The following is a 22,199-nucleotide window of genomic DNA, read 5'->3' as shown; positions in this document are numbered from 1 at the left end:
GCGAAGGACGGATTTGGCTTTGATCAGATGAAAAGTCATGATTTCACAGTCAATACCGCTCGCATGATGATCAGTCTGCTTGCCTACAACCTGACGAATTGGCTGCGCACGCTCAGCTTTCCGACCACTTCGAAAGGCATCCAGATCGGAACGATCCGTACACGATTAGTGAAAGTCGCGAGTAAATTGGTGAAGTCCGGGCGCTACTTGCATATGAAGATCTCTTCCCACTTCGTCTACGATCGCTTTTTCTGGGACGTGCTGGCACGAGTCCAACGTCTCCAATTCAATTGAAGTAGAATAACGTATTTAAAAAAAGCGGTTGGAACCAAGGGAGAAGTGCGCCCAAAAACTAAAAGAAATCTCCAATTAAATTCCAAACGTGTCGATAAAGTAGTTTAATGGCCTAGCAGATCACTTACAGGCCAAAAATTTGTGGGAACTTTAGGTTTTTCATCTGACCATGAATAATTCAGGTTAAAGTATATTGTTTTTTGGCTTTTGGCTGCATTACTATCAATAATTCCAGCCTACATAATATGGTATTCCCGTGCTGATCACTTAGTTTCTAGTATTATTACGGCTTTACCAATCTATGTAATTGCATTTGAAGGATATAAAATCTATCTTTCCACAGTGGAATATTATGAAAGATATGCGAACGTCGAAAATGTTCTTGTAAGTGATGGAAATTATTATTATATGCTTGGCATTGAAATATCATACGCTTTAATGATTATTATGATTTTGCTTTTTGTACCGAAAAGAAAAAAGCAATGTTTATATATTATTCCGCTTTCCGTAGTCGTATTTTTTGCCTTAGTGACAGTAATACCTTAGTTATTAGGATATCCCAATGAGCCAATTTTCAAGAATTGGGCGTGTTTTCTTTATAGTGATCGCGCCTTTAACGCAATAAATATTCTGCACTTTAGATTAAGGTACAGGATTTTTTAGAATCTAAATGTAATATATAATTTACATTTGAACAGTATATGTTACAATAGAAGTACAAAATAGAGGTGACAGTATTGAAAGAAATCCCAGTAAAAAATAAGGTTAAAATTACTCGTATTGAAAAAGGGAATATGACACAAATAGATTTAGCTAACTTGGTCGGAGTTACTCGACAGACCATGAATCTAATTGAAGCACAAAAATATAATCCTTCTATTCGAATATGTCTTTTAATAGCTCGATTCTTAGAAAAACCATTAGACGAACTTTTTTGGATAAATGATTAAAAAATTTTGAGTTGGAAAGGAGAATTATTTTGCGTTTACCAAAATGGAGTTTATTGATGTTCAATTTGTTATTGTGCGTTGCATTTGCGTATGTGAGTATTTCATCATTTTCAAATGGGGCAACAGTTTGGTGGATATGGGGGCTAGTCGCTATCATATATGGATATACCACTATCAACCGATTTATAAAGGGATATAAGGAGGGCTGGTCTACCACTGAAATCGTAGGAGATGAACGTACTTGGAATGCTCGACTCGTATCGTGTTCCATTGCTTTCATTTATATACTGATTTTCTTAACTGTTGGCATCTTCACCTTCTACACGGACTATCTTGTCTTTGACCCTGTTGTCTATATGGTTTTGGCAGCAAGCACAAGTGTAGCTGTATTTGCCACAGCTCAAATTGTACAGATGATACAAAAGAGTTAATGGAGGGCCGTGAGCGGTATAAAGCAATCGGGCGTGATTCCTGCCGGAAGGATTTGCGCTCAATCAGTAATTCGGCCATTTTGTTTGCTTGCAGGTATTATTTTCAAGGGGGGGTAAACTATGCTTTTACAAGCAGGTATTACTGGTTTTCAACCGACACTATCAATTGGAGAGAGCGAATTTAAAGCAGTTTGTTATTCTTCATTTGGTTCAAACAGGGTGACTTTTGTTGAGGGTTCAGGTTCAATGAAAAACTTCTACGAATGTATAATTAATCGGGAGAATAAAAGGGTTCATGTCCTTCTTAATAGCCATTATCCATTCGTGGCGTTTACAACTTCCCGTGAAGCTGAAGATCATTATTTGACTTTCATTAACGATATTGAGCTATCAAATACCTTTAAACCTTATTATAAAGTATTATATCTTGAGCAGCTGAATGAACCTGTAAATTATACTCAACAAGGCAAAAATATAATTATTAAAAATGAAAACAATTTACACCAAGATGAATTGAAACAACTTGTCTATTGGAAACCAAAAACAGTAGGGGAAATCGTGTTTAATTATTGGGACTAAGTATTATAGAAAGTCAGATTACAAGTCCTTCGGCAATGTCTACATGACCAACCGTACTTCATTCGGATGTCAGCTGGAAACGGTCGCTCCCGATATTCCTCTTCTATAATTATACTGCCTGAAACATTTAGCTTGCGCCAAACCCACGCCTCATAGATCAATCCCCAATTCTTCAAAAGAAAAAGTCTCCGTTGCTTCTACATCCTCGTATTCAGCACTGCTGAATGAAAATGTGACCATCTCTTTCATCGCTTTCAACTCCTATTTCAAACTGCTGTTTTCATTCTCCAGAGGATTAAGCATGCTATTATACAAGTCTTCCATTTTCCCAATAAATACATCAAAATCATTGACTGTCATCTGAACGCCTTGACCGAAGCCATTTTCCCGCAGAACAGAATACAGCGTCTCATAGTTGCTTATACTTGGATTCGCGTCCTCCGCAGTTTCAGGCTCAATGCCATTCAGTAATTAACAATCATTGTGACGCCGCGCTCCGTTACCAATGTGCTGTGCTTCAATTCTTCCATCCAGTATTTATTTGCGAACTGGAAAGTACCGAGGCGGTTTTGCAAAGTGTAACTCCCCAGATTGATGAAGAGCGGTTTGAACTCCGCCAGCTTAATAAACTTTCACTGCTTCATAGCTAAAACCGCAATACTCGTAGTTTTGCTTTCTATACATATCCTTCGGAGTATCTTCCCCATCGGCTACCAAAATGACTGTTTTGTTCGGGAATACTTCCATCGCGTATTTTTGCAATCGGCTTCCAATGCCTTTATTCCGAAATGATACATCAACAAATAGATTATCGATTTCCACTGTTTCCTCAGCAGCAATCAATCCACAGAGCCGGCCGGTTTTCCTTTATAAAAGGCTAAGACTTGATGAATATTCGGCTCGCTGAATTGCCGCTTCAGTAAATCTGTCTTCTGCTTTGCGAATTCTTCTCCATACTGCACATCACTTAGATACTGTAAATCAAGGAATATCTCCAAATTATCTTCCGTGACAGCCTGAATATCTATGCCTGAATTCATTGTTACTGAAGGGAAATGGCTCGGCTGAATCGCGTACAACTCCAGAAATCCGATATCGTAGCCTTTTCCTTGTAAATATGTATTCAGTTCATATGGCAGCTCTACACTTTCCGGAAAGCAGAATTTCACATGGTTCTGACCTTTGCTGACATGGAACGTCCTGAGAAACTCTTCCTTATCTTCAAAATCCTCTATAGATGGCAAGTCTTTAAATGCAATAAAATTACTGTCATATCTGGACAGCATCTTGGGGTAATGAACATGTCGGTATTGATTAGTTTCCGTGACGATGTTACCCAGTGTATATATATTGGCAAACGTTATTTTTTTCATTTGTTAATTCTCCTCATCTGCGAAAGGTCGTTGTAATTTGGAGATGATATCCCTTAATTCCAGCAAGTCGTCGATAACAACATCCGCCTGTGCCAGCTCATCTTCACGGGCAAAATCAAAATTGCAGCCAATTGCCAGTAAGCCGTTTTCTTTCGCAGCATGTATATCGGACAGGCGGTCACCCACTACAGCCCCGTCGGTAATATAATATTTCTCCATAATACTCCCGACCAAATCGGATTTATTTAATGAATCAATTTGCTGGATGCTGAATGTTTCTGTCACCCATTGATCCAAACCATAATAGTTCACGATGGCAGCCAGATAATCGACCAGTCCGTTACTTGCTATGTAGATTGAACAGTCCTGCTCTTTCAGATAACCAAAGATTTCTTTTACGTTCGGATACAAGGCTCCGTTCCCGTTCCTGATATTCTCCAGCAGTCTGTCGAGAAAATAGGCGTCCGTATAGTTTCTTTCTTCTATTGAATGATGAGGCAGCAATGTTTCCCATACTTTCGGTAAAGGAGCTCCCATCATTTCACGAAACTTATCAATAGGTGCGGCATCGTTCCACTTTTTGATTGACTGCAAGTGAACGAATGTATCATCCAGTGCCAGCTGTAAAATAGTATTTGTCTGAAAAAGTGTACCATCCATATCAAAAATTATTGACCGTGTCATCGTTGCCCCTCCTAGTTTAATTCCTTGTTCATCTGCTATACCATCCCCAATGAAATCATTCAAACAATCAATTCATGCACTTCGCCCATGATGAACATTGTCAGACCGATTATCGATAAAGCGATTCCTACATAAAACGGCCATGGATTGTCCTCTTTTTCCCGATCGAAAGTAAACAGCGTCACAATGCAAAAAGCCAATGCGATAACCGAAATGATTCCGTATTCCGGACCAAAGGCAAATGCAACTCCGCCGAATATCATTCCCAGGAGACCGTACGGGTTTTGAGTAGGTATCCTATCCAGATATTCCTTTTCGTCAGCAGAACGTTCTTCGGTTTTATTTCCCCAAACATCAACTTCTTTCAGTCTGTTCAAGAAATCAATCACTCTGTCAAAATGCTTCATGCAGCACACCTGCCCTATTATCGATGTCAGAACCGGCCATCAATTCATCGGCCCAACTATTGTGATCAGACGCCCTGTATAAACATCCAGCACGACTGTCGGCCTGATCTCTTCAGATGTACGGTTACTTCCCAAGCGGTTGAACGTATGGCTAACCTTACTATCTGTCCCCATTTGCGTTCCTCTCCTTTTCGTTTTATCGCACAGTCACACCTCTTTTTTCTTCCACATAGTAAAATTATATAGAAACTGAATAACCATACACAGAATCAGAAACAGTCCTAACCATACCTTTGCCAAAATGCCCCAATCCGTATAAACGTTTATAATAAATAAAAGTAAGATGATAAGGGGAATGTTGATCAATGTCCTATTCATCTTGCGCCGATAGGAAAGCTTAAAATAATTTAATGAAAAACCTTTGTCCACTTTTACAGAATTCCGGAAAATAAATGAGAATAAAATAGTAACAGCCAGCCCTATACAAATAGGTAGAATAAGATCTACCATACTCTCCCCCTCCTCGTCTTCTTAAACTAACCAAGCAAAAGGTAAAAACAGCCAATAATCATCAATAGTCGTTATGCTGATATACCACAAGATCATTCCAATAACTGCAAAAATCACATTTTGCCAAGGTCTCTTCACCCAGCTGAACGAGTGAGCCAGCGCCAATGACCAAAAAATAAAAGGCACGATGAGAAGATAAAGCCCGATGGACCAGCTTCCGAGGAAACTGACCACATACATGACCAATCCCGCCAGCCAATACGTTCTTGCTACATTTTTAACTATGGCTAAAATCATTAAAAGGAAGCCGACTAAAAATAGTCCATAAAAAATGAATGTCCACATAGACACTTTACCTCGCTTTATTTTTGATAAAGTCCTTGCCGCGGCAAGATAAGATTATTTACTTCTTTCCAAAACTTTCACGTTGAAATCTCGCCAGTAATCCATCCCTTAATGAATGTCTCTAAAGATGCAACATCCCAGGTCCTGCTGTCATCTTCTTGGTTCCACACATAAATATCCTCGGTTTGAATCGTTCCGTTCAGTATTCGATTGCAAAACAAGTCTCCGCAGCCATTATCAGAGAAAAACAGCAACTGGTCGAACGACATATACATTTCCTTATACTCGTCAAAGTTTCTAAAGAACATATTATCTTCGATGATACGAGAAACAGGCCAAATCAGATGACAATCAAAGCTGTCGAAAACTCCATTTGTTTCACTGTATAACTCCAGTAACTTCCTCGGCAGATCTACACTTAGTTCGTCAGCCAGTAGGAAGATTTCCGCTTCAGATGCTGGTTCGGCGAATGAATGGTCTTTTGAGATTTTATTTATATAGGACTTCCACATGCACTCTATTACACATCCTTACAGCAGATTGGCATAAAGCAAACCATAGCGATCTACGTTTATAATCAAAAGAATTCAAGTTGCCAATATGATAACTAGCATCAGCCAATACACCTTGCTTTTTGATTTCCTCATGCCATTCATTCCTTGACAATAGCGTTAGTCAGCGCCACTAATAAAATGTTCAGCCTGGCCTTTGACCAGATCAATATAAGCATCTTTATCAATGGTCAGATCACCTAGTTCCTCGATGTCTCCCTGGATATGAACGGTGTCATTTTTACAATCTACAATGACCGTCATATAAATTTTCTCTTTGTATATGACAGTACAAGTAACTTGTTGTGCCACATAATCTACTTCGGGTTATTCATGGCGGACTTGTCAGAATTAATTTGCTCGCCGTTCATCTCCTGTCAACACCCCTCTCTGCATTCCTATCTGCTGCTTTCATTCCGCTGATGAACTAGCAGAGTAACAGCAACCTTCATATACTGTCCGGCAAATGATGGATATACATTTCCAGCGTATCTGTATGGGCTGCCAGAGTGGATACCGTCTCGGGATTCGGATTTACATAAATGACCGGATAGTCTTTCTCGTCCAATTCCTCACGAACTACAAACGCCAGTTTTTCTTCATCTAATGAAAATTGAGCATCCACGCCTTCCTTATTGCCGCGCGCATCCAGTCTGATCCATTTGCCAAGCTTTGCTAGATATACGGCATTCAAGGCATGGAGGGAGTATCCTTTCTCCGGCGTATCAAATAATAGTAACCGCTGATAACAAAATCCGGCCGGTATGCTCTGAGACCGCAAGAAAGCTGCCAATAAATTCGACTTCGCATAGCAAATTCCTTCCCTCTCATGCAACACTTCCGAAGCGTTACAAGTGATCTTTGAACTTTGGATATCCCAAGAATGAGAAACTTCATCTCTGACGAATTCAAAAGCGATTTTTGCTTTTTCTATATCGGTCTGTGAAGAGTTGAAAAGCTTAGCGGCATGTTCTTTAATCAACGGATCGGAAAAATCTATTTCGCTAGTTTCCTGTAAATAGTCGTTCAAATTATTTGATTCGCAAATCATAACCTGACTTTCCCCCATTCATTATCTCTTAATATACGAGTCGACCGCAGTTGGCTAACCATCATTAAAAAACAGTTTTCAGCCAAGTCAATATATAAATCAATGTCATCGGCTCAAACCACACCAGGCAGAATAAAATAATGAAAAAAGCTGCAGCTGATATGACCTTAACCACGCCTTTTTCCCTTCTCATAAAAGCGAAAAAGCTTAAAATTATACCGACTAGTAAAAGGATAAGCCCTAGTAATACAACTGGTTCCATCATGTCTGCGGCCGCCCAATTGATCGCGTTTCCAGAACGATGAAAACAAGTGACCACATGCTAAAAGGTTTTCTCACATTATACTACCTCCTTAGGACTGATACTTTTCTAGATTTTCATGTAAGTATTTTTGCGATTCCCCTCTTGGAATGCTCAGGTTTCCCCACTCATCACCCTTCAATTGCTTTCCGATATACACCATTTGACCAACATGATAAGAATAATGAGACATTTGTCTTTCAATCGCTTCCAGCACAGTGTGTTTCTCGCCTCTTATAGTGATTTCATTCAGTAAGTCTTCAGCTTTCAAATCACTCAAAGCATCCAGAAACACCAGCCAGCCTTTTTCCCAGGTATTCCTCAGTTCTTGTTTCGAGCTGATATCATCTTCAAACTCCCGGTCTCGATTCCGGTAAGACTTCTCCCCGTCCGTTGTCAAAAAGTCCGTCCACCTGGAGACCATGTTGCCGCTTACATGCTTTACAATGACGGCCATGCTGTTTGAAGCATCATTTAATTTCCAATGAATGTCTTCTTCTGATAATTGGCTAATCGTAGAGTCGCCCAATTTTTTTACACTGTTAAACCGTTTCTGAACAATCTCCAAGTATATAGTTGCTGCGTCCATATATGCCGCCCCCTTTTTATGGAATATATGCTGTAGAGTTATACCACCCCTATTCCTACTTGGCACTTTCATAGAAAGGTACCACATAAAACCGGAAAGCATCTCTAAATTCTCCCCGCAAATTATCGAATGAATAGGCAAGGTTTTTTCTGGACATGTACTTCGAATCCACCAGATATTCGATGCGATCTTCCAATTGAAACATATTATGTATGCTGTTCAGCAGTTCACGCCGCTGCTCCTGTGTGTAGTCCTCTTGGAGAGTAAAATCCAATAAAATATCCCGGCTGTTTTCTGTAAAGTGCAGGATAACTTCTAATTGCTCTTGGTTAATGGCTGCGGGATCGGTCCCGACCAGCCAGTTCTGTTCAAAAACAGGGAGCAAATACTGAGTCTGGACGACCATTTTATTTATTTCTTCCGGAGAACTTTCATAGGCTTTCTCCAGATCTTCCCGGTAGACTTCTGTAAATTCATTCAGCAATTCCTCATACGTCTTATTGTTGTAGAGTACCTCTGTCGGTTTATACGTATAGCTTTTGTACAGACTGAATGGCGAAAAAGGATAGAACCATGTCATGAAGGAAACAAATATGATGAATAAGGCTGAAAGAATTCCAGTTTTGACGAGCCTGCCTTTCTTTTTATTCACAGCTTCTCTCTCCTTTCCATTGATGACTTCAATTGAGCTTCACGGCAGATGACCGTTCCCTTTTTATCTTCACGAAATAAATAATATATCCCACTATCAGCAACCTTATATTAATGATCGTCCTCTCCTTTCCAATCTCTCCTGCCCACTCTCCTTTACTTACGCAGAAGACATGTAAATGGTTGCAAAATTTTACAACTCGTCAATGAATGCAAACACTTTCCGAGTCATACACTTGCTCTGTTCCTGCCAATCCAGGATACATTCTGTGCTTAGGTCGAAATAACATCAATCACAGCAGGCTCCCCATTTATTAAAATATTAATCGTATCCGTATTATCGCCCGTTGTGAATAAGTATATATTTCGTGTAACATCGCCAGCTTCTCCATTTGTGACGTCCAGCTTGATTGTCGCCACATTCTCGATTGCCTCGACACTCGCTTCCACCTCGCCGGCAGAGTGGAAGATTAGATAATTCACATGTTCTTTATCAATAATTAATTGCAGCTGTAGATCGGAAACAATTTTCTCCTGGACGCGGTCAGGTACCTTAGACACTTCTTTCAAACCCAATTCAGGGGAACTACAAGCCGATAAAGCTAAGACTATTAGCACTAACATAACCCATACCTTTTTCATCGCCCGAACTCTCTCCATTCTCTTACACTCCAAACTTTTGCAGCCTGCTGGACAAACTATCAATCCTTGACGACTGTCATATGAATTTTTTCAGGATTAAATCTAATATTCACAAACGCGTCTGGTTCTGATGCACCTTTCTTTTTATTTTTGAAATGCAGTAGTAAAACCTGATCCCTCAGCTCGACATCTACATCGCTGTATTTATTCGAATGGCCATAGAGAAAATAACGTTCATTCAGTTCATCATTAATCTCGTACACTCGCGTAGGCGTTTGCTCTGATTCGTTTAACCAGCTCTGAATTATCTGCTCATCTTCCTTTTCAATAAAGTCCTTTTCATAGGAGAAAGTAAACTCATCGTTAAGCAGAGAATCCTCTTTATCGCTGTTCACACAGCCTGCCAATAATAGAAGAAGCAGACCAATCCATCCTGGGTATCTCATGGCATCTTCCCCCTTCATAATAAACGCATCTATTACGAACTTGTCACCTCATTCTCTACATCTCTGGATTCCGTTCATTCATACTTCTCCTGTCATACAATAATAATCCAATGGCGGCTCTAATAGGTCGGATTTTTCAAATTTATTTCAAATGTATCAACTCCAAATTAGAACTAAAAAAACGCCCGGATTTTTTCGGGCGTTCAGAATATAACGATATAATAATGACACTACTTTAACACTTCTGCTTTTTTCTCTCTGCAATCACGCTTACGCTTCCTAAGGCGAACAATAACAAGACACCAAGCAACGTTAATGTAGACCACTCCAGTCTCGGATCGAATGCTTGCAAGAAAAAGGTGAACACAGGAATAAAGCTCAAAGACATCATGACTAAAAAGGGTTCACAGTATTGAATTCCTTTTTGCAATAAATACATGGGGATTAGAACACCGGTCAGCGTAATTACTAAAATCCAGCCTATGTTTTCAGCCATATAATCGACTATCAAGTCATATGTGAAAATGAACGATAACAAAATAATCCCGTAAAATCGTTTGGATAAGATCATTGAACTGGTCCAGCCAATCGTACTCAGCTGTTTAGAGTAAATAGTACAAAGCACAGCTCCCAGTCCGCACGAAATACTCGCTAATATACCAAGCAGCATCTTCCCATCAAATTGCATAGCCACTGCCGACTGGCCAGTAAACACTGCGTAAATTAAAATCATTGTCGTCATCAAAGTTCCTAACGCGATTATCAAGGTCTCTCGCTTAACAATTTGCCTTTGCGATAGAGCAATCAAGACGACAAACAAAGGGCCAATTCCCATTTCCAATGAACTCACGATGGCCGGTTCAATATACTTTAATGCAAAATAAAATCCCATGAAGGTCAACATGGAAGCTAGATTCAGCTTCAGCAAAGGATACTTAGCCTTCCCCCATCGATAAGATATTTTTTGCCTTTGTGCAAACCAGTGAAAATAAAAAGCGGTGATAAAAAAACTGATTCCGGTGAATAAAAAAGGATGAATAGCCTGTACGCGGTTTCCATAATAAACCTGGCTGCCCGCTGTCAGAATTGCGGACAGCAGGAGGGCCATGACACCTATCCAATAAGTGCTCTTGCTATGAGGCGCCACATGCTCCATAAAACCGTCCCCTTATCCTGCTTAGTTGATATGTTCGAAATTACCGACGGCGTAATTGAAAGATTCATCCTATAATTCCTGAATCATTTCCACTCGATTGCCGAATGGATCCCTAAACTCAAAACGGTCGAAACCTGGAATCGGAACTCCTTCTATGACTTGAACATGAATTTCTCCTAACACACTTCTCCAATGTTTTATGTCATACACCAAATACGCTAAATGGGCTTTAGTTGTCTTTCTATCAAAACCATCTTCAGTCCCTACATGAACTTCTCGATCGCCGACCTTTAACCAAAATCCTCCGCGGCCTTCTAATGACTCTGGTTTCTCTATTTCTTCCAGCCCCAATATGCTGCAATAAAACTTTTTCCCTTCCTCTTCCATCCCTTTTGGAATAGTAATCTGTGCATGATGCAGTCCAAGAATCATTTAAATTTCCCCCTCTTTTCAGATAATCATATAACTTGCTTTAACTTACTATCTTATCGCTAAAACGCTATAAATCAATACAAAAAGAGGACATCGATTCTCCTGCAAATGATGTCCTCTTTTTATCTATATTTCCCTCGTAATTCACACTATAACTGTCTTTGTGAAAGTGTAAACGCGCGAAAGTGTCCCGGCACTGCACGAAAAATGGTGGTAAACGAACCAAAAACAGCTTCAACCGAGCGTTACTCAGTCCGCAACGCGCCATTCACGATTTTCAACGAACCAAACCCGCCGCGAACCGCACCATTCCACTGCCGGCCCACTTCCCTGCCCGCTAAGTCCGGCCGTTATTTCACCACAGTCACCGGACAGTTCGCATGCTTGAGCACTTTGTGGCTGACGCTGCCAAGAACCATTTCCTGAAATGCGTTCAGGCCGCGGCTGCCCATGATAAGCAGATCTGTGCCTGAAGAGTTCACATGCTTGATGATCTCCTGACTTGGATTGCCCTTAAGTGTGGTCAGTTCCGAGTAGATGTCTGCTTCTTCCGCCATCTTCAGTACGGGATGCACTTTTTGTTCCCGCTTCAGCGCCATGCTTTCCGGTGTTTGTGTCAGCAGCCGCTCGTCCATTGCTTTACTCAAATCCGCTACAAAAATAATATCCAGCACCGCATCAGGCAAGTAGCGGGCAAGGAGCACGGCATGCTCAGCTGCACGCATTGCGTTTTCTGAACCGTCTATTGCTACAGCAATTTTCATTTCATTCCACCTCACAATAACTTTTCATATAATAATTCGCTTGATGAATTCAGCCCTTTGATTGTTACCTCTATCCCTTTATCCGCGAGCTTCTGCTTCAGCTTAAAGATTGCACCGACCGCCGACTCATCCCACAGCTGACTGTTTTCAAAATCAATCACGATAGTTTTTTCAGTTACCGAATCAAACGAGTGAAGGAACTTCGTAGTGGAAGCGAAGAACAAAGGACCGCTTACCTTATAGACGCCCGATTCATTCGTAACACTCACGCGGGAAATCTTTGCAACAAAAAACAGCGAACTCATAATGACTCCAGCCACTACGCCGATTGCCAAGTTATGCGTATATAAAATGATGCCGACTGTAATCAGCATGACGAGCGATTCTGAACGGGGCGCAGACCGCAGGAATTTGAATGAACCCCAGTTAAATGTCGTCATACTTACCATCACCATGACGCCGGCCAGTACAGGCATCGGGATTTTCACTACGATATCCCCCAGCACAATGATTAGAAACATCAGGAATACACCAGCGGTAAATGTCGACAGCCGTCCTCTTCCTCCTGATTTCATGTTAATCATGGATTGACCGATCAGCGCGCAGCCTGCCATGCCGCCGAAAAATCCGGTGATGAAATTGGCGATACCCTGTCCGCGTGCTTCCCGATTTTTATTGCTCGGCGTATCGGTCATATCATCGAGCACCTGCGAGGTCAGCAATGATTCCAATAAACCGACAACCGACAAAGCCAATGAATACGGCAGAATGATTTTCAAGGTTTCAAAGTTCAGCGGGATATCCGGCAGGAAAAATGCCGGCAATGTATTCGGCATCGTTCCTAAATCGCCGATGGTCTGCAGTTTGATGCCGCTGAACAGGGCCACTGCCGTCATGACGACAATCGCAATCAGCGGTGCCGGTATCGCGGTGAAAAAACGCGGTACTGCGTAAACTAAAATCAAAGTCGCGATGGCAAATACATAGGTCATGCCGCCGGAGCCCACCAGATATGGCAGCTGCGTCATGAATATCATAATGCCGAGTGCGTTGACGAAACCGAGCATGACGGAGTTCGGGATAAACCGCATTAAATTCGCGACACCCAGCCCTCCCAGTATAAATTGAATGATTCCTGTTAAGACGGTAGCTGCAAGAACATATTCCAGGCCGTGATCTGCCATCAAGCTGACGAGAACCAAAGCCATCGCGCCGGTAGCTGCAGAAATCAGCCCCGGTCGGCCGCCGACAAATGATGTAATGACTGCAATAGTAAATGAAGCATAGAGCGCGACACGCGGATCGACTCCGACGATGAAGGCGAATGCGAGCGCCTCCGGAATAAGTGCCAGTCCGACGACAATTCCCGCCAATAAATCGGCCCTTACATTTCCAAACCATTGCTGCTGTAAAGAGTGCATAACGTTCCCCTTCCGTGTTATTTATCTCGAGACAGCATATCACCTTGAGTTATTTTCGTATAGGATTTTTTCTCTTTTTTGCAGCTCGCCGTCAATTTTCGTCATGATAAACAAGCACTCTTCAATCTCATATTCATTCCAGTACTTTGTATAATACTGAAAGCATTTTTCCGCATGCTTCTTCCATTCGTGAAGTTCTTTCACAGTGCAATGTACCATTTCTTGCTGCACAGCTTTGCGATCCATTGTCCATCACCTCATCAATTAATAGGGGTTCCCTGGATGCCGGCCATTTTTCTTCTTGTCTGCTGTACGATTCTTGTATAAATTCCCTCTCTTAAACTCCGCCACGTCATACACCGCCACATAGGCATGCTTGTCCACATCCCGAATGATCTCCTTCATCTTACTGTCTTCGAGACGATGGATAATGCAAGTGATTTCCATGAAGTTTTGATTGGAATAGCCTCCTTGCACCGTTTGGTACGTGGCACTGTGACCCAGACGGATGCGAATTTCCTCAATCATCGCTTCAGATTCATCGGTCATGATTTTATATGCCTTTGAACCGCTCAGACCGACTTCCATAATACTGATCACTTTTGACGCGATGAAATAAGCAATCGCGGACATGATGGCCCCTGTCAGCCCGAAGACGAATGAAACAATGATAAATACAAAGATATTCAAAAATAAAATCAAGTCGCTCGTCGCAAACGGCAGTTTTCTTGAAAGCAGTACGGCGAGCATATCAATACCGTCCAGTGCGCCGCCGTTCCGCAGTGCCAGCCCGATTCCGATCCCGATAATAATGCCGCCCACTACCGTCACAAGCAATGCATCGCCCTGTACAATAATCGGCACATGGTGCATGAGCGAGGTGCTGATCCCGAGTGCAGCAATCCCGATGACAGACAGCACGGCAAACCGGCGGCCGATCTGAAAATAGCCCAGAATGACAAACGGGATATTGAGTACCGCAATCAACATACCAAGTGGTACGCCGAATAATTGCGAACCTACAATACTCAGTCCCGTCACACCTCCGTCTGAGACTTTATTCGGAATAAGCACGGACTCAAGCCCATATGCCGTAATGACAGAGCCGGCCACTACCATAAATGCTTGAAAAAAGTTCCGAATCCATAGATGCTTCTGCTTTACCATTTTCACCATCACACCGCCTCTTTCCATTTTCATTTCGTGTGCTTTCTTTTAGTATACCCACTGCGGCATTTGGTCAGTCCCTAATTTAATGAAGGTGCCGCTGTTTCGCTATGAGCGCCCCGAGATGCCGTATGATCAAGTTCACTGGCTCTATGATCACTTGGAAGTCGCCTATGAGCGGCGAAACCTCTGCTATGAGCACCCCGGCGGAATCCATGAGCGCTTAGCCGCTTTCTATGATCATCCGGCCGTCAAGTTTTTGGGAATATGGTATGATGTAGAAAAACATGAACGGGGTTTTCATCTTGACACAAAATGAGGAGCAGAATCAGACGACCTGTGACTTGTACCGGAGCGCCATTGAGTTTATCGGAAAGCGCTGGACAGGAATCATCGTCTATCAATTATTTGAAGGACCGAAACGCTATCACGAACTGCTGAATTCCATCGACGGTATTTCGGACCGTCTGTTATCCGAACGGCTGAAAGATTTGGAGCAGGAAGGGCTGCTCATCAAGCATGTGCTCGCTGACGCACCGAAAAAAGTCGAGTATGAGCTGACGCCGCCGGGTTATGAATTCAAGAAAGTTTTTCAGGCCATGATGGACTGGGCGGCGACAAAGGAAGAGTTCAAGCGACAAATGAAATGACGGACGCCTGTGCAGCAACCATGGAATTCACATGCTTGCTGCACAGGCGTTTTTATTTGGAAGATGAATTATAAAGCCTTTGTAAACTATCGGGATGCTCGCAGATCCGGTGATAAAGTACAGTCAGGAGGAGTTGCTATGGAGGAACGGATATTGCTCGTGGAAGATGACGCGGAAATCGCACGGATCATACGGGACACGCTGCGGCTGGAAGGCTACCGGGTAACGTGGGCAACGACGGGCCTGGAAGGATGGGAGGACTTCCAAGCCGGGCAGTATGACACGGTGCTGGTCGATTGGATGCTGCCGGAAATGGACGGAATCACATTGTGCAAAAATATCCGTCTGGCGAGCGACGTGCCGATCATCATGATCAGCGCGCGCAATGAAGATGAAGATAAAGTGACGGGGCTTGATATCGGTGCGGATGATTATGTAGCCAAGCCGTTCAGTTTGACGGAATTAACAGCGCGAGTGGCGGCCCAGCTGCGCAGATGGCGGCGTTATAACGGACAGGAACTGCAAGCAGAGCAGACAGTATATCGTGCCGGACTGCTGATTGATTGGCAAAGCGAACGGGCATTTCTCCACAACACGGAAATTTCATTGACCCGCAAGGAATTTGAACTGCTGAAACTGCTGGCGCAGCATCCGGAACGCGTCTTTTCCAAAGAGGAACTTTACCGCCACGTCTGGCAGCAGGCAGAGCTTGGCGAAACCCATACAGTGACGGTGCATGTGAAGGCACTACGGGAAAAATTGCAGGATCCGGTCAAAGAACCCCGCTTCATTCAGACGGTCTGGGGAAAAGGCTACCGCTTTATCGGTGACCTGCAATGAAGATCAAAACGTGGCTTTTGCTGTCCTATCTTCTCGTCATGCTGCTGCCGATCGCTGCGGGTTATGGACTGTTCGCCTGGATCAACTCCTACCATCAAGATCAGAATGTAGAAGAATATTTGGACAGCTGGCTGGAAGTGCAGAAAACAGAAGAGCTATTACAGGATCCGTCACTCTACCAACTGAATGCTGATTGGAAATCGATCGACAGTTTGGCTAACGATCAAATTTCGATTACGCTTTACTTGAGTTCGGGATATATGCTGTATTCTTCCCATCCGTTGAAGCCTCTGTCATTCGTTTCAAAGAACGACCTCTATGAAGACTTTTTTAAGCTGCAGCGTAAATTCGGAACTTATATTTATAAAGAACCCGTTTTTGTCGGCAATTCGCTTGTCGGAGTCTATGAAGTGGAATTGCCGCGTGATCAATGGACGGCTGCGGTCAAACAGCGAACATGGCTCGTCGTCGCTTTATTTACCGTATTTTTCCTTGCATTGTTCATCGCAGTTGCTCTGCTCGTCAACCGCAAATTAATTCGGCCGCTGCAGTTGCTGATGGAACAGATGGCATCTTTCGCAAAAGGGAAAAACGTTGCACCTATGCCAAAACGGAATGATGAAATTGGTGAGCTGGCTGAGAGTTTTGCCGCTATGCAGGCAGAATTGGAATCTGCCAAGCAGAAACTCGCTGCGGAACAAAAGCAGAAAGAATTGATGATTGCAAGTATTTCCCATGACTTAAAAAACACCGCTTACTTCGATTCGTGCTTATACGGAAGCATTGCAATCAGGGATGCGGTCACCCGCAGAGCAATCGGAATATTACGATGTCATTGTCGCAAAGGCAAATTATATGCGGCAAATGCTCGATGATTTATCGATGTATACATTATTGCAATCCAGCACATATGACATGGAATTTGTGGCAGTCGAAGGCGATGAGTTTTTCGATATGCTGCTTTCCGGTTATCAGACGCTATGTGATGAGAAGCAAATTTCATTGGATATGCAGGTGGATGTGACCGGAGAATTTGCAGTCAATGCCAAACAAATGATGCGGGTTGTGGATAATGTAGTTGCGAATGCTATTTCGCATACTGCAGTTGAAGGAAGCATCGGTTTATCTGCAACTGATGCAAAGGTGGTCCCTTCTTGGACATATGATTTTGTACAGCAAGCAATGACGGCTGATGACGGTTTATATTTAATTGTACAAAATGAAGGGAAAGGTGTATCCGAACAGCAGCTCACTCGTGTGTTCGAACCACTTTTCCAAGCAGACATGGCGAGGACAAAAGCCGGCGACCGCGGAAATGGGCTCGGCTTGAGTATCACAAAACAAATTATTGAAAAACACGGCGGCACGGTTCGAATGGTGTCTTCTGAGGCAATCGGCACGGCGATCATTTGCTGGCTGCCGCCAAGTAAAGGAGAGGAAAATGGATGAATTGGTTGAAACCATCCTTATCTATTATGGTCCTGCTGTTTTTCGCAGTCGGACTGGCAGCATGCACTTCTGAAGAGAGTCAGTTTTCACCGCAGGAGGTCGTCAATGCCGCACTGAAAGAAGCGGATGAAACTACGTCATACTACGCCGAATATACGATGCATTTCAGTGACGATGAAAGTGATTTTTCTGCAAAAGAGTGGGTGTCTGAAGATGGAAAAAGAAGAGTGGAAATCGCATCTGGGGACGGGGATGAGCAGAGTATTGCAATCAATGACGGTCAGCAGCTGTCAGTTTATGATCAAGCAAGCAACACCGTCAATATCATGAAGTTTTCTAGCGAAGACCAAGCAGCGCTCATGCAGCAGTCTCCCCGCCAGCAAGCTGAGCATTTATTGAAACTAATAAAAGACACACATGATTTCACCAATGAAGCGGATGAAAAAGTTGCCGGACGAGATACTTTCCACATAGTCGCAAAGACAAAAGACGATGCATCCTTGATTGGCGATCAAGATATCTGGATCGATAAAGAGACCTGGATGGTACTGAAATCGGTTTCAAAAAGCGCTCATACTGAACTGACACAGGAATATACGAAGATTGATTTCAAGCCCAAATTGGAAGAAGAATTATTTGTCTTAGATTTCCCCGAAGATGCGACTGTTGAAGTAATGGATGATGAAAGTTACGCACCAAAGGAAGTTTCATTGGAAGACGTGAAGGAATCACTTGGTTCGTATTATCAAATACCTGAAACAGACGGACTTCAATTAGACCGGATTACTGTATTAGAAGGAATTGAGGATCGTCCGGAGTATTCGTTTGACTATAAGAGAAATGACTTGCCCGCCTTTTCCCTGACTGTTTTAAAACCATTGCCGAATGCAGTAGACTTCGGACAAGTGGGTGCTGAAGAGGAACTGACCATCCGCGGGCAGCAGGGAACGAAAATGGACAGCAGCGGATTCCGGTTCATGGAATGGGAAGAGAACGGATTGCAGTATAATATCATATTGGAAAACCCCGAAATTGATTTTGACGAGGCACTAACCTATTTAGAATCGATGAAGCTGACAGAAGAATAGATGAGGAGGAATTCTTGTTGAATTGGTATTTGACAGTCATCATGTTTTTGCTGATCTATTCAATCAGCGTCACCTTGCTGTATTTGAAGCAGAGTAAAAAATAAACTCAAGTAATCCATGCCCCCGCACATAGATGCAGGGGTATTTTTTGAATACTCCCATACTTCCCTCACAGCTGATAAAAAAGAATTTTTTAAGTCTTTTTCACTAGCTCATAGTAAACACTATGAAAAAGAGCTATACTATAAGCACCTACTTTCATCGGTAGTTTCATATTTTCACTGAACACTCGTTCTTATTACATATAACTCATGAAAATCCGATGATCATTAATTGTCAGTCAGGAGAGTGGAAAAATGGGTACTTTCAAAAGTATTCGGGGGAAGTTGCTGTTTGGTTTTTCGGTGGTCGTTCTATTAATCGTGCTGGTCGGGTCATATATGATATATACCCTGCAGCAAAACAATAAGTTAACACAAAATATTTTGGAGAAGGAGCTGCCACTGCTGATTGCAGATGAGCAGCTGTCTCTAGATATGGCGAACCGCATAGCTACATCGAGAGGCTTCATCCTGACAGGAGAGCAGCACTATCAGGATTTATTTGATGAATATACTGCGGACAGTGCAGCTCATCAAGAAACCATCCGTAAACTCGGCACCAGCCAGGAGACGATGGATCTGATGGACCGCACTGTCAAATGGCGGGAAGCGATCACGGATGATGTATTTACAGAGTATAAGAGAGGCAATGAGGAGGAAGCCCGCGTCAATCTGCTCGCATTAAATGAGGAAGCCCTCTCCTTGATGGGCGCCTATGAAGAGACTGCCAGTAACCGGGAGCAATTCATCATTGAACTGGAAAAAGAGATGCTGGCAGGCGGTAAAACAACTGCCGTCGTAGTAACCAGTGTGATTATACTGGTGATACTGCTGAGCATTGCCGCCGCGCTCGTCACATCGAATTCAATTACCCGGCCGCTTGGAATTGTCAACGACCGCATGAAGCGGCTGGCAGACGGTGATTTGACCGGCGAACCGCTTGAGACTCATCTCCGGGATGAAATTGGACAGCTGATTGCATCTACGAATGAGATGAACAGAAGCACTCATCATCTGCTCGACGAAATCGGGCATGTATCCTCCACTGTTTCTATACAGAGCGAGGAGCTGACCCAGTCAGCTAATGAAGTGAAAGCCGGCACGGAGCAAATTGCCACGACGATGGAAGATTTGGCACACGGTACTGAGTCGCAGGCAGACAATGCGTCCAGCCTGTCAAGCAATATGGAATCTTTTGTGCTGAAAGTCGCTGGTGCCAATGAAAGCGGACGTTTCATTCAGCAGTCTTCTGATGAAATTTTGGGAATGACGGTTGAAGGCAGCGAATTGATGAATTCCTCTTCCAAACAGATGGGATTGATCGATAAGATGGTGCATGAAGCTGTCCTGAAAGTAGAGGGGCTGGATCAGCATACCCAACAGATTTCAGAACTCGTCTCCGTCATCCAAGACATTGCGGCACAGACCAATCTGCTCGCCTTAAATGCAGCAATTGAAGCTGCGCGAGCCGGCGAGCACGGCAAGGGATTTGCAGTCGTGGCTGATGAAGTCCGGAAACTCGCTGAGCAGTCTTCCGCTTCCGTAACGACCATTACCGATATCGTCCGTCGGATTCAAAGCGAGTCCAGTATGGTGACAGATTCGCTTCAAATGGGTTATAAAGAAGTCGAGGAAGGAACGGGCCAAATCGAGCGAACAGGAGAAACCTTCCAGAAAATCAATGAGGCCGTAACAGCAATGACTGAACGAATCCGCGGTATGGCACAAGATCTGCAGGCTATTTCGACGAACAGTGAAGAAATGAGCAGTTCTATCGAAGAAATTGCTGCCATCACAGAAGAATCCGCAGCTGGAGTACAAGAGACATCCGCTTCTTCCGAGCAGGCAAGCAGCGCGATGGAAGAAGTCGCAAAAAGTTCGGGTGACTTGGCAGCGTTGGCAGAAGAACTGAATAATCTTGTCCGACAGTTTAAACTGTAATTATTTCAAATCTTAAAAGCGCCTGTTCTGTAACCTTCAGAACAGGCGCTTTTCTAATTGCCTTTCAAGATTCATTCCAACACTCACATCCTACGCATTTACACTGACAGCATTCATACTTTCCAAAAGAGTTTTCGCATCATCATTCAAGTACATCAGCGAATCCTTTCTGCTAATCAGCGGTGCCTGATCTTTTACAATCAATTTAAACGCCCGTATGTCAAAATTGGAAGCATAACGGTTTATTGCGTGGAGCATATTGATATCTTTTTGGCTCAGCTGCTCACCGCCTCTGTCTGTGACAAATTGGAACAGCTCCTGTGCATTTCGATTGAGGCGATGTTTTCCCCGTTGCAGCAAGGTCTTATTCTGCTCCATATACTTTCTGGCAGAAATAAAATCCAGTTCATCCACACATTGATTAATTGCTTTAAATAACTCTTGGGCATTCATGTTAACCACTCCTTTTAAACTATTATTACAGTATACCTTACAGAGTTCTAAAGTTCTATAAAAATATGCTTTTAGGCTCACTAAAGACTTTTCCCTTTAAGGCATTATCACCCATACCATCCTTAAAAACACAATGGATGATCATAGAGTAATCTAAGCGGCCGTAACCCAAAAAGGAGCCGCCCGCAAAGCCAATTAAAAATGACTTTACGGGCGGCTCTCATTAGTTATCTGCGTAATCCAGCCGGCTTCTTCAGCGGATTCTTCTCCATTAAATATGAAATGAACGTTGCGTCTTCCGCCAGTTTCGAATGTGAATGATTCAACAACACTGCAAGATTTTTCGCATCATCCAGCGCTCTGTGCGCCTGCTTCACGTCAATCCGGTGTGCGTTCAGCAGCTGCTGCAGTTTGCCGTTTTCAAAACCATAATCTTTCCATCTGATCTGCCGGACGGAACAATACCAGTCCATATCAAGCGTTTCGGGCAGCAGCCGGCTGACGAACCCCCTGTCAAATGCAGCATTATGCGCCACGATCCCATCTGCCTGGCTTAAAATTGATATGATTTTATTCATATCAAGCGACTTCCCTCTCACCATCCGATCATGGATCCCTGTAATTCTCGTAATCGTCGAAGGTATCGATTGAAATGGCTCCTGAAACTCGCAATACTCGTCTGTCACACGGACAATCCGGTTATTTTCAAATTCCCCGAGCATGACTCCGAGTTCAATCACTTCACTGCCTTCCGCACTCATACCCGTCGTTTCCACATCTATAAAGGCTATCTGTTTATTCATTGAAAAACTCCTTCTCTGTCAATTAATCACTAGCAACTGACTCTTCCAGCGCCGTCTTTTCTTCTATTATACCAGCGCACCCATGTTCTGCAGTAGCATCTTGCTCTGATCATTGACAGGTTGCCAGACA

Annotated in this window: 33 protein-coding genes; 11 read left to right on the top strand and 22 right to left on the bottom strand. The window is 43.1% G+C overall.

Going from position 1 to position 22,199, the window contains the following annotated elements:
• The 4 genes from GDZ68_RS13875 to GDZ68_RS13860 all read left to right on the top strand — a co-directional run.
• Positions 1 to 294, top strand: a 294-nt coding sequence (locus GDZ68_RS13875) for a transposase (protein WP_194841172.1), incomplete at its 5' end; no start/stop codon positions are given.
• Between the two features lie 737 nt (positions 295 to 1,031).
• On the top strand, positions 1,032 to 1,244 hold the full coding sequence (locus GDZ68_RS13870) for a helix-turn-helix transcriptional regulator (protein WP_153722901.1): 213 nt from the start codon (positions 1,032 to 1,034) through the stop codon (positions 1,242 to 1,244).
• A 29-nt stretch (positions 1,245 to 1,273) separates the two neighbouring features.
• Positions 1,274 to 1,675 carry a hypothetical protein gene (locus GDZ68_RS13865; RefSeq protein ID WP_153722900.1) on the top strand — a complete coding sequence of 134 codons (402 nt, stop codon included), beginning with the start codon at positions 1,274 to 1,276 and terminating at the stop codon, positions 1,673 to 1,675.
• 120 nt (positions 1,676 to 1,795) lie between these two features.
• Positions 1,796 to 2,254, top strand: a complete 459-nt coding sequence (locus GDZ68_RS13860; RefSeq protein ID WP_153722899.1) for a hypothetical protein — start codon at positions 1,796 to 1,798, stop codon at positions 2,252 to 2,254.
• 621 nt (positions 2,255 to 2,875) lie between these two features.
• Here GDZ68_RS13860 and GDZ68_RS18245 read toward each other — a convergent pair.
• The 20 genes from GDZ68_RS18245 to GDZ68_RS13770 all read right to left on the bottom strand — a co-directional run bounded on the left by GDZ68_RS18245 (position 2,876) and on the right by GDZ68_RS13770 (position 14,771).
• Positions 2,876 to 3,097, bottom strand: coding sequence for a GNAT family N-acetyltransferase (locus tag GDZ68_RS18245; RefSeq protein WP_228551112.1), 222 nt, complete (start codon positions 3,095 to 3,097; stop codon positions 2,876 to 2,878).
• Positions 3,094 to 3,627 (bottom strand): DUF5613 domain-containing protein, encoded by a 534-nt coding sequence (locus GDZ68_RS13855; RefSeq protein WP_228551111.1) that lies wholly within the window; start codon positions 3,625 to 3,627, stop codon positions 3,094 to 3,096. The genes GDZ68_RS18245 and GDZ68_RS13855 overlap by 4 nt, the downstream gene beginning before the upstream one ends.
• A gap of 3 nt (positions 3,628 to 3,630) precedes the next feature.
• A complete protein-coding gene (locus tag GDZ68_RS13850; RefSeq protein WP_153722898.1) occupies positions 3,631 to 4,311 on the bottom strand; it encodes an HAD hydrolase-like protein in 681 nt (226 codons plus the stop codon).
• A 59-nt stretch (positions 4,312 to 4,370) separates the two neighbouring features.
• Complete coding sequence (locus GDZ68_RS13845; RefSeq protein ID WP_153722897.1) at positions 4,371 to 4,718, bottom strand: cell division protein FtsK; 348 nt, start codon at positions 4,716 to 4,718, stop codon at positions 4,371 to 4,373.
• A gap of 39 nt (positions 4,719 to 4,757) precedes the next feature.
• Positions 4,758 to 4,892 (bottom strand): hypothetical protein, encoded by a 135-nt coding sequence (locus tag GDZ68_RS18320; RefSeq protein ID WP_255425149.1) that lies wholly within the window; start codon positions 4,890 to 4,892, stop codon positions 4,758 to 4,760.
• A 357-nt stretch (positions 4,893 to 5,249) separates the two neighbouring features.
• Positions 5,250 to 5,573 carry a hypothetical protein gene (locus GDZ68_RS13840; protein WP_153722896.1) on the bottom strand — a complete coding sequence of 108 codons (324 nt, stop codon included), beginning with the start codon at positions 5,571 to 5,573 and terminating at the stop codon, positions 5,250 to 5,252.
• Between the two features lie 77 nt (positions 5,574 to 5,650).
• A complete protein-coding gene (locus tag GDZ68_RS13835; protein WP_153722895.1) occupies positions 5,651 to 6,085 on the bottom strand; it encodes an SMI1/KNR4 family protein in 435 nt (144 codons plus the stop codon).
• A gap of 159 nt (positions 6,086 to 6,244) precedes the next feature.
• The gene (locus tag GDZ68_RS18125) at positions 6,245 to 6,388 is read right to left on the bottom strand and encodes a hypothetical protein (RefSeq protein WP_194841171.1); all 144 of its coding nucleotides are present in this window, start codon (positions 6,386 to 6,388) and stop codon (positions 6,245 to 6,247) included.
• Positions 6,389 to 6,572: 184 nt separating this feature from the next.
• Positions 6,573 to 7,193, bottom strand: coding sequence for a transglutaminase-like domain-containing protein (locus GDZ68_RS13825; RefSeq protein WP_228551110.1), 621 nt, complete (start codon positions 7,191 to 7,193; stop codon positions 6,573 to 6,575).
• Between the two features lie 46 nt (positions 7,194 to 7,239).
• Entirely contained in the window at positions 7,240 to 7,440 is a 201-nt protein-coding gene (locus GDZ68_RS13820; RefSeq protein WP_153722894.1) for a hypothetical protein, read from the bottom strand.
• 88 nt (positions 7,441 to 7,528) lie between these two features.
• Entirely contained in the window at positions 7,529 to 8,065 is a 537-nt protein-coding gene (locus GDZ68_RS13815; RefSeq protein WP_153722893.1) for a DinB family protein, read from the bottom strand.
• A 55-nt stretch (positions 8,066 to 8,120) separates the two neighbouring features.
• Positions 8,121 to 8,717: a hypothetical protein gene (locus GDZ68_RS13810; RefSeq protein ID WP_153722892.1), complete on the bottom strand. Its 597-nt coding sequence runs from the start codon at positions 8,715 to 8,717 to the stop codon at positions 8,121 to 8,123.
• A 272-nt stretch (positions 8,718 to 8,989) separates the two neighbouring features.
• The gene (locus GDZ68_RS13805) at positions 8,990 to 9,376 is read right to left on the bottom strand and encodes a hypothetical protein (RefSeq protein ID WP_153722891.1); all 387 of its coding nucleotides are present in this window, start codon (positions 9,374 to 9,376) and stop codon (positions 8,990 to 8,992) included.
• A gap of 41 nt (positions 9,377 to 9,417) precedes the next feature.
• Positions 9,418 to 9,804 carry a hypothetical protein gene (locus GDZ68_RS13800; RefSeq protein ID WP_153722890.1) on the bottom strand — a complete coding sequence of 129 codons (387 nt, stop codon included), beginning with the start codon at positions 9,802 to 9,804 and terminating at the stop codon, positions 9,418 to 9,420.
• Between the two features lie 235 nt (positions 9,805 to 10,039).
• The gene (locus GDZ68_RS13795) at positions 10,040 to 10,960 is read right to left on the bottom strand and encodes a DMT family transporter (RefSeq protein WP_153722889.1); all 921 of its coding nucleotides are present in this window, start codon (positions 10,958 to 10,960) and stop codon (positions 10,040 to 10,042) included.
• A gap of 69 nt (positions 10,961 to 11,029) precedes the next feature.
• Positions 11,030 to 11,392, bottom strand: a complete 363-nt coding sequence (locus GDZ68_RS13790) for a VOC family protein (protein WP_153722888.1) — start codon at positions 11,390 to 11,392, stop codon at positions 11,030 to 11,032.
• A 350-nt stretch (positions 11,393 to 11,742) separates the two neighbouring features.
• Positions 11,743 to 12,156 (bottom strand): universal stress protein, encoded by a 414-nt coding sequence (locus GDZ68_RS13785; RefSeq protein ID WP_153722887.1) that lies wholly within the window; start codon positions 12,154 to 12,156, stop codon positions 11,743 to 11,745.
• 11 nt (positions 12,157 to 12,167) lie between these two features.
• Positions 12,168 to 13,577, bottom strand: a complete 1,410-nt coding sequence (locus tag GDZ68_RS13780) for a SulP family inorganic anion transporter (RefSeq protein ID WP_153722886.1) — start codon at positions 13,575 to 13,577, stop codon at positions 12,168 to 12,170.
• A 39-nt stretch (positions 13,578 to 13,616) separates the two neighbouring features.
• Positions 13,617 to 13,823 carry a hypothetical protein gene (locus GDZ68_RS13775; protein ID WP_153722885.1) on the bottom strand — a complete coding sequence of 69 codons (207 nt, stop codon included), beginning with the start codon at positions 13,821 to 13,823 and terminating at the stop codon, positions 13,617 to 13,619.
• Between the two features lie 18 nt (positions 13,824 to 13,841).
• A complete protein-coding gene (locus tag GDZ68_RS13770; protein ID WP_153722907.1) occupies positions 13,842 to 14,771 on the bottom strand; it encodes a YitT family protein in 930 nt (309 codons plus the stop codon).
• Between the two features lie 97 nt (positions 14,772 to 14,868).
• On the opposite strand from GDZ68_RS13770, the gene GDZ68_RS18120 reads away from it, so the two are divergent.
• The 7 genes from GDZ68_RS18120 to GDZ68_RS13745 all read left to right on the top strand — a co-directional run bounded on the left by GDZ68_RS18120 (position 14,869) and on the right by GDZ68_RS13745 (position 20,813).
• Positions 14,869 to 15,063, top strand: a complete 195-nt coding sequence (locus GDZ68_RS18120; protein ID WP_194841170.1) for a hypothetical protein — start codon at positions 14,869 to 14,871, stop codon at positions 15,061 to 15,063.
• Positions 15,050 to 15,394 (top strand): winged helix-turn-helix transcriptional regulator, encoded by a 345-nt coding sequence (locus GDZ68_RS13765; protein WP_228551109.1) that lies wholly within the window; start codon positions 15,050 to 15,052, stop codon positions 15,392 to 15,394. Before GDZ68_RS18120 ends, GDZ68_RS13765 begins: the two co-directional genes overlap by 14 nt.
• 138 nt (positions 15,395 to 15,532) lie before the next feature.
• Positions 15,533 to 16,234, top strand: a complete 702-nt coding sequence (locus GDZ68_RS13760) for a response regulator transcription factor (protein ID WP_153722883.1) — start codon at positions 15,533 to 15,535, stop codon at positions 16,232 to 16,234.
• Positions 16,231 to 17,109, top strand: a complete 879-nt coding sequence (locus GDZ68_RS18240) for a HAMP domain-containing protein (protein WP_228551108.1) — start codon at positions 16,231 to 16,233, stop codon at positions 17,107 to 17,109. Before GDZ68_RS13760 ends, GDZ68_RS18240 begins: the two co-directional genes overlap by 4 nt.
• On the top strand, positions 17,030 to 17,683 hold the full coding sequence (locus tag GDZ68_RS18235) for a sensor histidine kinase (RefSeq protein WP_255425148.1): 654 nt from the start codon (positions 17,030 to 17,032) through the stop codon (positions 17,681 to 17,683). The genes GDZ68_RS18240 and GDZ68_RS18235 overlap by 80 nt, the downstream gene beginning before the upstream one ends.
• Entirely contained in the window at positions 17,680 to 18,771 is a 1,092-nt protein-coding gene (locus GDZ68_RS13750) for a LolA family protein (protein WP_153722882.1), read from the top strand. The genes GDZ68_RS18235 and GDZ68_RS13750 overlap by 4 nt, the downstream gene beginning before the upstream one ends.
• Positions 18,772 to 19,127: 356 nt before the next feature.
• On the top strand, positions 19,128 to 20,813 hold the full coding sequence (locus tag GDZ68_RS13745; RefSeq protein WP_153722881.1) for a methyl-accepting chemotaxis protein: 1,686 nt from the start codon (positions 19,128 to 19,130) through the stop codon (positions 20,811 to 20,813).
• A 90-nt stretch (positions 20,814 to 20,903) separates the two neighbouring features.
• On the opposite strand, the gene GDZ68_RS13740 is transcribed toward GDZ68_RS13745, so the two are convergent.
• Positions 20,904 to 21,266: a hypothetical protein gene (locus GDZ68_RS13740; RefSeq protein WP_153722880.1), complete on the bottom strand. Its 363-nt coding sequence runs from the start codon at positions 21,264 to 21,266 to the stop codon at positions 20,904 to 20,906.
• Positions 21,267 to 21,493: 227 nt separating this feature from the next.
• The gene (locus tag GDZ68_RS13735; RefSeq protein ID WP_153722879.1) at positions 21,494 to 22,069 is read right to left on the bottom strand and encodes an exonuclease domain-containing protein; all 576 of its coding nucleotides are present in this window, start codon (positions 22,067 to 22,069) and stop codon (positions 21,494 to 21,496) included.
• Positions 22,070 to 22,199 lie beyond the last annotated feature (130 nt).

The sequence above is a fragment of the Sporosarcina cascadiensis genome, from assembly GCF_009650995.1.
Classification (GTDB): Bacteria; Bacillota; Bacilli; order Bacillales_A; family Planococcaceae; genus Sporosarcina; species Sporosarcina cascadiensis.
The sequence above is the reverse complement of the archived record's forward strand: the minus strand, read 5'-3'. Positions and strand labels throughout refer to the sequence as shown.